Annotated in this window: 9 protein-coding genes; all 9 read right to left on the reverse strand. The window is 67.6% G+C overall.

The window, feature by feature from the left end; all coding sequences use genetic code 11:
- Positions 1–6: 6 nt before the first annotated feature.
- The 9 genes from VES41_RS15025 to VES41_RS15065 all read right to left on the reverse strand — a co-directional run bounded on the left by VES41_RS15025 (position 7) and on the right by VES41_RS15065 (position 12,938).
- Positions 7–1,539 carry a SpoVR family protein gene (locus tag VES41_RS15025; protein WP_324818459.1) on the reverse strand — a complete coding sequence of 511 codons (1,533 nt, stop codon included), beginning with the start codon at positions 1,537–1,539 and terminating at the stop codon, positions 7–9.
- The gene (locus VES41_RS15030; protein ID WP_324818461.1) at positions 1,536–2,825 is read right to left on the reverse strand and encodes a YeaH/YhbH family protein; all 1,290 of its coding nucleotides are present in this window, start codon (positions 2,823–2,825) and stop codon (positions 1,536–1,538) included. The genes VES41_RS15025 and VES41_RS15030 overlap by 4 nt, the downstream gene beginning before the upstream one ends.
- A gap of 48 nt (positions 2,826–2,873) precedes the next feature.
- On the reverse strand, positions 2,874–4,796 hold the full coding sequence (locus VES41_RS15035) for a PrkA family serine protein kinase (RefSeq protein ID WP_324818464.1): 1,923 nt from the start codon (positions 4,794–4,796) through the stop codon (positions 2,874–2,876).
- A gap of 584 nt (positions 4,797–5,380) precedes the next feature.
- Positions 5,381–6,517: an ABC transporter permease gene (locus tag VES41_RS15040; RefSeq protein ID WP_324818465.1), complete on the reverse strand. Its 1,137-nt coding sequence runs from the start codon at positions 6,515–6,517 to the stop codon at positions 5,381–5,383.
- Positions 6,514–7,713: an ABC transporter permease gene (locus VES41_RS15045; protein WP_324818468.1), complete on the reverse strand. Its 1,200-nt coding sequence runs from the start codon at positions 7,711–7,713 to the stop codon at positions 6,514–6,516. The genes VES41_RS15040 and VES41_RS15045 overlap by 4 nt, the downstream gene beginning before the upstream one ends.
- 37 nt (positions 7,714–7,750) lie before the next feature.
- Complete coding sequence (locus VES41_RS15050; protein WP_324818470.1) at positions 7,751–8,833, reverse strand: HlyD family secretion protein; 1,083 nt, start codon at positions 8,831–8,833, stop codon at positions 7,751–7,753.
- Entirely contained in the window at positions 8,830–10,338 is a 1,509-nt protein-coding gene (locus tag VES41_RS15055; protein ID WP_324818472.1) for a TolC family protein, read from the reverse strand. Before VES41_RS15055 ends, VES41_RS15050 begins: the two co-directional genes overlap by 4 nt.
- Positions 10,339–10,419: 81 nt before the next feature.
- Positions 10,420–12,033 (reverse strand): hypothetical protein, encoded by a 1,614-nt coding sequence (locus VES41_RS15060; protein WP_324818474.1) that lies wholly within the window; start codon positions 12,031–12,033, stop codon positions 10,420–10,422.
- 92 nt (positions 12,034–12,125) lie between these two features.
- The gene (locus tag VES41_RS15065; RefSeq protein WP_324818476.1) at positions 12,126–12,938 is read right to left on the reverse strand and encodes an IclR family transcriptional regulator; all 813 of its coding nucleotides are present in this window, start codon (positions 12,936–12,938) and stop codon (positions 12,126–12,128) included.
- Between the last annotated feature and the right edge of the window lie 18 nt (positions 12,939–12,956).

Here is a 12,956-nt window from a genome sequence, read left to right on the forward strand (position 1 = left end):
GTGGCGTCAGGGGTGTGGCGCCGCCGCCTTGAAATGGGTGGCGTGCCCGCGGCTGTCGACGCTTTCGAGGTGCACGTCGAAACCCCATAGCCGCGCCACGTGCTTGAGCACCTCGGCGGCGGAGTCGTCCAGCGGGCGGTCGTTGTGCTGCGTGTGGCGCAGCGTGAGCGAGCGATCGCCGCGCAGGTTGACGCTCCAGACCTGGATGTTCGGCTCGCGGTGGTTCAGGTCGTACTGGCGCGACAGCGATTCGCGCAATTGCCGGTAGCCGCTGTCGTCGTGGATGGCGGCCACTTCGAGTTCCGGCTCGTCCTCCTCGTCGCGGATGGCGAAGAAGCGGAAGTCGCGCATCAGCTTGGGACTGAGGAACTGGCCGATGAAGCTCTCGTCCTTGAAGTTGCGCATCGCGTAGTCGAGCGTGGTCAGCCAGTCGCTGCCGGCGATGTCGGGGAACCAGCGGCGGTCTTCGTCGGTCGGCTTCTCGCAGATGCGGCGCAGGTCGGTGTACATCGCGAAGCCCAGGGCATAGGGGTTGATGCCGCTGTAGGCGCGGTGCTCGATCGGCGGCTGGAACACCACGTTGGTGTGCGACTGCAGCCACTCCATCATGAAGCCGTCGGCCAGCAGTCCCTTGTCGTACAGCGTGTTGAGCAACGTGTAGTGCCAGAAGGTGGCCCAGCCCTCGTTCATCACCTGGGTCTGGCGCTGCGGATAGAAGTACTGCGCTACCTTGCGCACGATGCGCACGACCTCGCGCTGCCAGGGTTCGAGCAGCGGCGCGTTCTTCTCGATGAAGTAGAGCAGGTTCTCCTGCGGCTCGGGCGGAAAGCGGCGCGCGACCTCTTCGCTGGCGTCCTGGCCGGCGCGGCGGGGCAGGGTCCGCCACAGGTCGTTGACCTGCTGCTGCATGTACGACTCGCGTTCTTCGCGGCGGGCCTGTTCCTGGGCCAGCGACAGCTTCTGCGGCCGGCGGTAGCGGTCGACGCCGTGGTTCATCAGCGCGTGGCACGAATCGAGCACGTCCTCCACCGCCGGCAGGCCATGCTTTTCCTCGCACTCGGCGATGTAGTTGCGGGCGTACACCAGGTAGTCGATGATGGACGAGGCGTCGGTCCACATCTTGAACAGGTAGTTGCCCTTGAAGAAGCTGTTGTGGCCGTAGGCCGCGTGGGCGATCACCAGGGCCTGCATCGCCATGGTGTTCTCTTCCATGAGATAGGAGATGCAGGGGTCCGAGTTGATGACGATCTCGTACGCCAGGCCCATGTGGCCGCGACGATAGTTCTTCTCGGTGGAGATGAACTGCTTGCCGTACGACCAGTGCCGGTAGATGACCGGCATGCCGACCGAGGCGTAGGCGTCCATCATCTGCTCGGCGGTGATGATTTCGAGCTGGTTGGCATAGGTGTCGAGCTTGTAGCCCGCGGCCACCTTGGCGATCTCGGCGTCGTATTGCTGGATCAGCTCGAAGGTCCAGTCGGATGGGCTCGGCAGCGGCTCGCGAGCGCGCTCCGGCACAGGGGTCACGTCCTTTGTCATGCCGGCGTACCCTCCTTCTTGAACAGGTCGCGGAACACCGGGTAGATGTCCGCCGCGTCGGATACCTTGCGCATGGCGAAGTTGGGGTGGTCCTCGCCCAGCTGCGTGTATTCCTCCCACAGGTTCTGCTCCGCCTCGGCCACCTGGACGTAGGCGTAGTAGCGCACCAGCGGCAGGATCTGCTCGTCCAGCATCTTGCGGCACTGGCCGCTGTCCTGGTGCCAGTTGTCGCCGTCGCTGGCCTGCGCCCCGTAGATGTTCCACTCGTTGCTCGGGTAGCGCGCCCGGACGATCTCGTGCATGAGCTTGAGTGCGCTCGAGACGACGGTGCCGCCGGTCTCGGTGGTGTGGAAGAACTCGTCCTCGGTCACCTCGGTGGCCTGGGTGTGGTGGCGGATGAAGACCAGCTCGATCTTCTCGTAGTGCCGCGTCAGGAACAGGTACAGCAGCATGAAGAAGCGCTTGGCCATGTCCTTGCGGCCCTCGTCCATCGAGCCGGAAACGTCCATCAGGCAGAACATCACCGCCTTGGCCGACGGCACCGGCACACGCACGCGGTTGCGGTAGCGCAGGTCGATCGGATCGATGAACGGGATGTGCTTGGCATGCCGGCGCAGCTCCTCGATGCGCAGCTCGGTCTCCTTGATCTCGCGCTGGATGAGCGCATCGCCGGCACGCGGGCTGCGTTGGAGGCGCAGCAGGTGTTCCTCGAGTTCGTGCAACTCGCGACGCGGCGCGCCGCCCAGCGCGATGCGGCGCGCCAGGGCGCCGCGCATCGAGCGCACCACGTGCAGGTTGGCCGGCATACCGTCGGTGACGAAGCCGGCTCGGTGGCTCTTCCATTCGGGCACTTCCGCGAGCTGCGTGCGGATGAGATGGGGCAGGGCGAGGTCCTCGAAGAAGACCCGCATGAACTCTTCCTTGGTCAGGCGGAAGACGAAATCGTCCTCGCCCTCGCCGCTGTCGGAGGCCTGCGACCCGCCGCTGCCCCCGCCGCCGCCCTGGGGCCGCTCGATGCGATCACCCTTGACGTATTCGCGGTTGCCAGGGTGCACGTATTCGCGATTGCCGCCGCTGCCATGGCCGAAGACCGGCTCGGAGACGTCGCGCTTGGGCAGGATGACGTCCTCGCCGCGCTCGAGGTCGCGGATGCCGCGGCCGCTGACGGCGCGCTTGACCGCGTCGCCGATCTGCTCGCGATAGCGGCGCAGGAACCGCTCGCGGTTGCCGATCGACTTGTTCTTTCCCGACAGGCGGCGATCGATGATCTGCTGCAGCACGGACAAGAATCACACTCCTTCGCGGCCTGGCGCGGGCCGCATCACGTTGCGAACTCAGGAACTCTTGCGCACCCTCAGGTACCACTCGCACAGCAGCCGCACCTGCTTGGCGGTGTAGCCCTTCTTGACCATCCGGTTGACGAAGTCCTCGTGCTTCTTCATTTCGTCGGCACTGCTCTTGGCATTGAAGCTGATCACCGGCAGGAGTTCCTCGGTGTTCGAGAACATCTTCTTCTCGATCACCGTGCGCAGCTTCTCGTAGCTGGTCCACTGCGGGTTCTTGCCGTTGTTGCCTGCACGCGCGCGCAGCACGAAGTTGACGATCTCGTTGCGGAAGTCCTTGGGATTGCTGATGCCAGCCGGCTTCTCGATCTTCTCGAGCTCGGTGTTGAGCGAGCCGCGGTCGAACACCTCGCCGGTGTCGGGGTCGCGGTACTCCTGGTCCTGGATCCAGTAGTCGGCGTAGGTCACGTAGCGGTCGAAGATGTTCTGGCCGTACTCCGAGTAGCTCTCGAGATAGGCGGTCTGGATCTCCTTGCCGATGAACTCCGCATAGCGCGGCGCGATCAACTCCTTGATGTAGGAGAGGTACTTCTGCTCCGTCTCCGGCGGGAACTGCTCGCGCTCGATCTGCTGCTCGAGCACGTACATCAGGTGGACCGGATTGGCCGCCACCTCGGAGCTGTCGAAGTTGAAGACCTTCGAGATGATCTTGAAGGCAAAGCGCGTCGACACGCCGGCCATGCCCTCGTCCACCCCCGCGTAGTCGCGGTACTCCTGGATCGACTTGGCCTTGGGGTCGGTGTCCTTGAGGTTCTCGCCGTCGTAGACCTGCATCTTGCTGAAGATGCTGGAGTTCTCCGGCTCCTTCAGGCGGGTGAGCACCGAGAACTGGGACATCATGCGCAGCGTGCCGGGCGCGCAGGGCGCATGCGCCAGCGACGAGTTGCGCACCAGCTTCTCGTAGATCTTGATCTCCTCGGACACGCGCAGGCAGTAGGGCACCTTGACGATGTAGATGCGGTCGAGGAAAGCCTCGTTGTTCTTGTTGTTGCGAAACGCCTTCCACTCGCTCTCGTTGCTGTGCGCCAGCACGATGCCGTCGAACGGAATGGCGCCGAAGCCCTCGGTGCCCTTGTAGTTGCCTTCCTGCGTGGCTGTCAGCAGCGGGTGAAGCACCTTGATCGGCGCCTTGAACATCTCGACGAATTCCAGCAGGCCCTGGTTGGCCAGGCACAGGCCGCCGGAGTAGGCGTAGGCGTCCGGGTCGTTCTGCGCGAAGGTCTCGAGCTTGCGGATGTCGATCTTGCCGACCAGGGACGAGATGTCCTGGTTGTTCTCGTCTCCCGGCTCGGTCTTGGCCACCGCGATCTGCTTGAGTTGCGACGGGTAGCGCTTGACCACCTGGAACTGCCGGATGTCCCCGCCGAACTCCTCCAGGCGCTTGACCGCCCAGGGCGACAGGATGCGCTGCAGGTAGCGCCGCGGAATGCCGTATTCCTTCTCGAGGATCTCGCTGTCCTCCTCGGCGCTGAACAGGCCCAGCGGCGACTCGTTCACGGGCGAATCCTTGATCGCGTAGAACGGCACGTGCTCCATGAGCTGCTTGAGCCGCTCGGCAATGGAACTCTTGCCGCCGCCGACAGGGCCGAGCAGGTAGAGGATCTGCTTCTTCTCTTCCAGGCCCTGCGCCGCGTGGCGGAAGTAAGACACCACCTGCTCGATGGCGTCCTCCATGCCATAGAACTCCTTGAAGGCCGGATACAGCTTGATGACCTTGTTGGAGAAGATGCGCGACAACTGCGGATCGTTGCGCGTGTCGATCAGCGACGGCTCACCGATGGCGGCAAGCATGCGCTCGGCCGCGGTGGCATAGGCCATGGGTTCGCGCTTGCAGACGTCGAGGTACTCCTGCAGCGAAAGGACCTCTTCCCGGGTGCGCTCGAAACGCGCGGCGAAGTTGCTGATGACATCCATATTCACACCTCCTACGACAGTCGATGGCGGGCGGCGCCCGGAGCTTCCGTGTCGCACGCGGGAACAACTGCCGCAAGAACTGTGCTCAGCGTCGTTTGCATGCCTTCGGTAAACCCCTTTTAAGGCTGAAAACCCCTTGTCTGCATCGTAATCAACAAAAGGAAACCATGGAATTGATTTTTCAATTCGGTTGCGGAACTGTTGCTCAAGTTCCCGACAAATGCTCGCGGCCTTATCCTACGATCCGGCAGTAAATGCGAGGCGGCGCGGGCCTTTTCGGGATGTTCCACCGCGTCGGGGCGCTCTTCGCCACAGTTGCCGCCACGCCACGCCCCGGCAACCCGCCTCCCCACCCGGTAGCGCTGCTCATTTCCACAATCTATAAGCAATTGCGGAAACGTTAGGAAAAGCTATTTCCATGGCGTTGAAGGGGAAATAAAGTTCCCGTGTTTGATGCTTTGTTGCATCGAGTTACACCCCGGCGATATCGACACATTCCGAGTATCGATTTGAAGTCGTTGGCGGTAGTTTTGCCGGTTTGATCGGGCATTTGCCGATATGGTGCGGCGCGCCGGCGTGGTGCGTCACCGGGCGGGATTTGCCGACGGGTGCGGCTGCCGCGTCCAGCGCCACCATGCCAGCAGGCCGTAGCCAAGCAGCAATGCCGCCAACTCCAGCAGCTGCGGGGCGACGTCCGCGAGCGCCGCATCCATCTGGTTGACCTTGACCAGCCCTTGAACGCCGGCGGTCGAAGGCAGCAGATGCGTCAGCATGGCCAGCGTGGGCGGCATGGCGTCGAGAGGCCACGGCACGCCGCTGAGGAAGAAGACGAGTGCCGACGAAGCCGCCAGCACCTGTGCCGACCGCTCGCCGCGATCGAAGAAGCTGCCGACGAAAAGCGCAAAGGCCACCGTCGCCCCGACGAAGAGCAGGCTGCTCAGCAGCATGGCTGCGACGCTGCCGCCGCGTGGATAGTCCTGGAACCAGAAGACGAAGCCGAAGTAGAAGAAGGCCGTCATCAGGCCGATGGATGCGAAGGCAAGGCCGGCGCCGGCCAGTTCGGCGCCGCTGCCGAAGCGCAGGCCGCGGCGCCGCCGCTCGCCCATGAGAAGGACCACGCCCATCAGCAGCGTCTGGTGCACGATGACCACCGCCACGCCGGGCACGACGTAGCTGCCGTAGCCTTCGCGCGTGTTGAACAGTGGGTGCACGACCGCCTTCACCGGCACCAGCGTTTGCAGGCCCAAAGCGCGGGCCGGTCCTTCGAGCGCTTCCTGCAGCGCAGCTTGCAGCACCGCTTGCAGGGCGCCGCCGATCGCGCTGGCGCGCACGAGGTAGGCGCCATTGAGGTAGAAGGCCAGTGCATCGGGCCGGCTGCCCGAGAGCAGGCCCCGCTCGAAATCCGGCGGCACCAGCACGATGGCGTCCACCTCGCGCCGCTGCAGCAGGCGGCGCGCCGCCTCGAAGTCGCGCGACACGCCCAGCACATTCACCTGCGGCGCCGCGAGCAGGAACTCGGTGAGGCGGCGGCTCGCGGGGCTCTGGTCGAGGTCGACCACCGCGACCGGCAGCCGCGTGGCGACCTGGTGCTGGTAGGCGGCCGGGTAGTAGAAGCCGTAGAGAAATCCGGCCAGCACCAGGATCATCAGCGCCGGCCGCGTGCGCAGCACCGCCAGCAGCGTCTCGCGCGCGCCGGACCATGCCGCGTCGATGATCTTCACGGCGACCCTGTCACCGGCCTGGAGGCGGGCTGGCGCGCGGGTCGCGTCAACAGTGCGAGGAGCAGCGCGGCCAGCCAGAACATGACGAGCGCCACCGCGGCCATGATGCCGAGCCATGGCAGCGAGACCGCCGCACTCGCGCCCATGAACATCTGCTCCATCTGCAGCTTGACGTAGTGCGAGAAGGGCAGCGCCTGGCTCCAGATGCGCGTGAACAGCGGCGCCCCGATCACCGGGAGCGTTGCATCGGAAAACGTCATGGCCGGTCCCCCGTACAGGGCGACGGCCGACAGGGCCGTGTAGGTGTCGCGCACCACCAGCGCCACCACCGCGGCGACGGCGGCGTAGCTGGCGTACAGCGCCAGCTGGCCGGCCAACAGCATGGCCAGGCTGCCGTGCACGCCCCAGCCGCGCCACCCGCACAGCCAGGCCGTGCCGGCCGCCTGCCACGCCGTGAAGACGATGACGTAGGGGAACAGCTTGCCGGCCAGGGCGCCGGCGGCGCCGGCGAGGCCCGTACCGCGGCACTCGTCAAGCCAGCCGGCCGCGCCCTCGCGGGCCGTCGCGCCGAGCTCCCGGCCCAACGCCACGACCACCGCGCAACTGAGCAGCACGTGCAGGATGCCCGGCTGCAGCAATGCCTCGAGGAACCACTCGTAGCTCAACTGCGGGTTGAACAGCATGGTGGCCTGGATTCGCGGCACCTGGATGCGCAGCGCCGCCGGCAGGTTGCGGGCCCGGGCCAGGTCGGGCAGCACCTGCTGCTGCAGGGCCGACACCGCGGCATCGACGCCGCGCCCTGCCAGCGCACCGACCGAATAGAAGGCGGCGTTCTGGTAGACCAGCACCTGGCCCTGGCGCCCGGCCAGCACCTCGCGCTGCAGGCCTTCGGGAATCAACACCACCGCCCAGACGGTGGTGCGCCGCGCCAGCGTCCAGGCCTCGTCGAGCTGCGCCGGTTCGGCCGCCACCTGCACCTGGGCCGAGGCGCGCAGGTTGCGCGCCAACTGTCGGCTCAGCGGCGAGTGGTCGGCATCGACCACCGCAATGGGCAGTTCGCGCGCGCTGCCTTCGATGAAGATGGCGCCCAGCGCGAGCAAGGCGAGCAAAGGCGCGAGCGTGAGCAGCGCCAGGTCCCAGCGGCTGCGGCTGAGCCAGGCCAGTTCGCGCCGCAGCGCCGCGGTGAAGGGGGTCATCGCGCCGCTCGGCTCGTCGGGCCGCTTTCGCCCGGCATCATGGCTGCGGCCAGTCGAACAGCACGCTCATGCCGGGCCGCAGCTGGGCCACCGGCTCCGCCGGCTTGAGCCTCACCTCGAAGCTGCGTACGTCGAATCCGCTGGACTGGCGGGTGGCGCGCCACGTGGCGAACTCGCCCTGGGCGCCGATGGTGTGCACCTTGAAGCGCACCGCCCGGCCATCCAGCGCCGGCAGGTGGCCGACGAGTTCCTGGCCGGCTTCCAGGCCGTGCAGTTGGTTCTCGCGGACATTGAGCGACACCCAGGGCTCGTCCACCGCGACCAAGGTCAGGATCGGAAAGCCAAGCGCCACCACTTCGCCCGGCCGAACCAGGGCATGGCCGACCTCGCCGGCAGCCGGCGCGTCGAGCCGGGTTTCGCGCTGCAAGGCTTCCACGGCCTTGAGCCCCGCGGCGGCCACTTCCACCTGGGCCGCGGCCGCGTCCTTGTCTTCCTGCGGCAGGCCGCGCGCGGCTCGCAGGTATTGCTGCTGGGTGGCACGGGCCTGGCCCGCCGCGGCGTCACGCGCGGCCAGGGCTTCGTCCAGCCGCTGGGTGGAGACCACGCCTTCACGGTGCAGGTTGCGCGTGCGAACGTAGGTCTTGTCGGCCAGGGCCAGTGCGGCCTGTGCGCTGCCGGCGGTGGCGCGCAGGCTTTCGATGTTCTCGGCCCGCGAGCCGGCAAGGGCGCGTGCCTGCACCGCCTGCGCGCCGGCCAGCGCGCTGGCGGCCTGTTCGCGGCGCGCGTCCAGCTCCGGGCTGCTCAGCACCACCAGCGGCTGCCCTGCCTTGACCCGATCGCCGGCGCCCACGAGGAGGCGTTCGACCCGTGAGATGGGCACTTGGGTGGCCACGGTGTATTCCTCGGCGTCGACCATTCCCTGCAACTGCAGCGGCGCCGGCTTGTAGGCCAGCCACAGGCCGATGGCGATGAAGACGACGAGGGCGACCGCGGCCAGGCCCAGCGCCAGGCGCATGGTCGGCGCCAGGCCCGGTGCAACCTGGGGCGCTGTCTCGGCAAGGGCTGGCGGGGGTGGCGCTGCCGCGTCGCGGCCCGCACTGGGGTGCTCGGGAGTGCTCATGGGAGGGGCATCCGCTGGTCGGCGCGGGCCACGTGCTGGGCGTATTCCTGCATGCGGCCGCTGGCGGCCAGCAACTGGGCCAGCGCGAGGTCGTACTCGTAGGCCGCCGCGGCCCGCTGCGTCCTGGCCACGCTCAGTGCGACCTGTGCGTCGATCAGTTCGGTGGCGTTGGCCTGGCCTTCGCGAAAGCCCAGGTCGTGCACCCGGACGTTTTCCTCGGCGGCCGTCATGTTGGTGGCCAGCAGCATGAATTGCTGGCGGGCGATTTCCACGCCCTGCCAGCTGCGCTCGATGAGCGTGGCCACGTCATCGCCGGCCTGCGACCAGGCCGCTTCGGCCTGCTGCTCGCGCGCACGCGCGGCGCTTTCGGTCGCCTGCCGGTCGACGTTGGAAAACAGCGTGTAGTGCACACCGACTCCGACGATCCAGTCGGGGTCCGGCAGCACGGCGTTGTCGGCGTTGAAGTTGTAAGAGCCGAAGCCGTAGACGCGTGGCAGCGCCAGCGAGCGGGCGGCCTTCACGCCGCTGCTGCTGATGTCGCGCAATGCCGCCAGGCGCATCAGCGCGGGCGAGTTGGCGCGGCCTTCGTCGATGAAGGTCTGCACCGGCGCCAGCGGCTGGGACTGCGCGAACAGCGGCGTGGCCGGCGCGACGGTGCCCTCCTCGCGCAGCAGGCGGGTCAGCACGGCCTGTGCGGTCTGGTACTCGTTGCGGGCGCGCAGCAACTGGCGTTCGGCGGCATTGCGCGCCACCTCGACCTGCAGCCGCTGGGCCCGGCTCAGCATGCCCTGGCGTTCCAGCTTCAGCGCGTTGTCCAGGTGGCGGGCGAAGCGATCGAGGTTCTGCCCGCTGGTGCTGACCACCTGGGCGGCCAGTTGCTGGCCGAAGTACGCGGCGACGAGTTGCAGGCCCAGTGCGTCCGCGGCGGACAACAGCTCTGCCTCGGCCTGGCGCGCCCCGGCCTGTGCCGCGTCTTGCGTGGCGTCCGACATGCCGCCGGTGTAGATCGGCCACAGCAGCGTGAGGGTGGGGCGCCAGATGTTCTGCCGCACCGTGGTGGACAGCGAATCCGGGATGCGGTCGAGCGCGCCGGACACCAGGCCGCCCAGCGCCGGCGGCACGGCGGGCGCGCCCGGCAACGAGGCCAGGAAGCCGTTGATGGAGGACTCGACCAGGTTGCGCGCGGCGCTCAGGGAGACTTCCAGCGTCTTCTGGTAGCGGAAGTACTGTGCGTCGATCGAGAGTACCGGCAGATTCAGGCCGGAAACCGCGCTGGCGGAGCTCTGGGAGGCGTCCACTCCGGCGCGCGCCGCCGTCATGGCGCTGGACGTGGCCATGACCCGGTCCTGCGCCGCGCCGAAGGTGTACGTGCGCTCCGGGCCCGGGACCTGGGCTTGCGCCGGCACCGCCGCCAGCAGCAGGAGCAGCAGGCCCAGCGGGCTGCTCAGCCGCGCCCGGCGGCGATGGCGGGCGGGAAAGAGCAACGGGGAGGGGGCGAACCGCATCGGCCCCCATTCTTCCCCAGGGTCCGCTCGGCGCGCAATCCCGCCAGGCGCGCGACGCAGGGCCAGGCGCCCGGCAATGCGTCAGTCGGCGACGACCTGGAAACCCGCGCGCCGGAACTGCTCGATGACCATTGCCCGGTATTGCGGGGCCAGCATGTAGTCGCGGCCCCTCTCACCGGGGTTGATCATGTGGTGCTTGACGAGAAAGTCCGCGTGCTGCGGGTTCAGCGTGCGCGACGCCCACTTCAGCCTCACGACGTCGTCGGAGCGCTTGATGCCCGAGAAGCCGACATAGTCGTCCGGCCTGCCGCCGAGCATGTCGACCATCAATGCGTGGCCGGTCTTCTCGACGTTCTGCGCGGCGGTGTGCAGGGCGTCGATCGGAAAGGGATGGTCCGGGCCGTTCTTGCCGACCCGGTAGAGCGTGCCCTTGGGCAGGGCCTTTTCGATGTCCGAGCCCGGGTTCCCCAACTGGTTCGAGATAGCCAGGTCGATGCGCCGGTTGCCCACGTTCATGACGCCGGCGAAATGCCGGGTGCTTTCCATCTTCGAGAGGTTGTCGTAGGCCTCCTTCGAGAGGTTCAGGTGCCGGCCAAAGACATTCAGGCGTTCCTCGTGCATGCCGGTCCGCACCGGCGCCGCGTCCTTCGTGGGGGCGCCGCCCTTGAGTCCGTGGTTCGGCGGCGCGGCCGCGAACGGCCTTTGCGCGGCCTCGCCGCCAACGCGCTGCTGCTGCGGCGCGGCGCCAGGCCCCGCCGGATCGTCGTGGCGCACGGCCGGGCGAACATCGACGAACTCGCGCGAGTGCACCGAGTTCTGCCGAAGGCGCTGCAAGGTTCCATCGCTCAGGACCGCCAGGTGGGACGACGAATCGTTCGAGGACCTTGCGGGGTTCCGGTAGATGCTCGGCGAAGGCTCCCGTGTCCGCGGCAGGCCCGCTGCGTCGGCTGTCGGGGCGAGAAGACGGGGCGGGGCCGCACTGCCGTCGTCGTAGGCGAGAAGGCCGCCCCGGAAGGAGTGCAGCTTTGCATCGCCTTCGAGGGTGTAGGTGTTGCGCACGTCGCGCCACGAACCGTCTTCGGCCTTGACGGACAGCGGGATGTGGCTGGCACCGGAAGCCATGCGGATTCGATCGTCCGGCGCCGCTGTCGTGGCCGCGGGTGCCCGTGCCGCGGCAAGCTTTGCCGACGTGTCGGGCGCGCGCGATCTGCCCTGCGCGCCGGGATGCCCTTCCACGCGGCTGCCGGCGCCGCTGACGTGCGCCGGGCGAGAACCTTGCGCAGCCTTCTGGCTGGTCGGCGTGGCGCCGCCTGCCGTGCGTTGCGTTGGCGTTGGCGCCGGCGAGGACTTGAGCTTCGGTTTGAGGATCGAGCCGCCGAACCTTGCCCTGGGCAAGCCGCCGAGGCCGAACGAAAGGCCCTGAAGCGCGGCATGGCCGGGATCGAACTTGCCCGGAATGTCGATGAACGCCCCCGTGCCTTTGGGGCCCCCGAAATTGATCAGGTAGGTCGGCTTTCTGACGACCTCGGCGCGCTTCTCGCGACCGAGGGGCCGCTCGGGGTCTGGCCGCTGCTGCGCAGCCGGCCGCTCGACGAGATGGGGCCGTTGCTGCGATCGCTGCGCGCCGGAACGGGGCGCCGCTGCCGCGGTCGGATTCGCCGGTCTGGGCGCTGGATTCTTGATGGGCTGAACCATGGTGCTTCGCGCAATCTCCGGTAGTTGAACGATGTCCCGGGATTGTGGGGAGCGCGATTTCAGCAAGGTTTCGTCGCCGTTGCGCAACGGGGCTACAGGAGCGGCGTCATGCGCGCGGCGGCGGCCAGCATGTGCCCGATGCGCGATTTTGCGTCGTCCAGGCTCATGCGCGAGGTCGGCGCGTGGATGGCGATGGCTGCTCGCGTGCGGCCTTCGGCATCGAGCACGGGCACGGCCACGGCGATCAGGCCGGCGATGAACTCCTCGCGGTCGCACGAGTAGCCGTCGCGCGCAATGGCATCGCATTCGCGGCGCAGCGCGGCGCGGTCGGTGATCGTGTTGGGCGTCATGCCCGGAAGTGCGAGCGCGCCGATGATCTGCTCGCGCTGGCGTGCGGGGAGCATGGCCAGGAACAGCTTGCCGCTGGCGGTGCAGTGCAGCGGCACGTGCGAGCCGACGTCCAGCGTCAGCCGCAACGGCCAGTGCGCTTCCACGCGGTCGAGGTAGAGCACTTGCGCGCCATCGAGCGTGGTGAAGTTGCAGGTCTCGCCGACCTCGCGCACCAGCGCCGCCAGCACATCGTGCCGCAAGCCGCGCACCACACCGTTGTTGAGCGTGTCGAAAGCCAGCCGATGCAGCGCGGGGCCGATGGCGAAGGCGCGCTCGTCACGATCGCGTGCCACGTGGCCGGTCGCCATGAGTTGCGTGCACAGCCGGTGCACGGTGCCCTTGGGCAATGCCAGGCGCGTTGCCAGGTCGGCCAATGACAGCGGCCTTCCCTCGCTGGCGAGCACCGCCAGCAGGCGCAGGCTGCGTTCGGCCGAAGAGGCCGGCGACGACTTGCCGATGCCGGCTTCTTCTTCCGCGTCGGCGTTGTCGCCGGGTTCGCTTTTTTTCTTGGCCATAGGGTAATTCACTAAAAC

It is taken from the genome of Variovorax sp., from assembly GCF_035634955.1.
In the GTDB taxonomy this organism is placed as follows: Bacteria; Pseudomonadota; Gammaproteobacteria; order Burkholderiales; family Burkholderiaceae_C; genus Variovorax.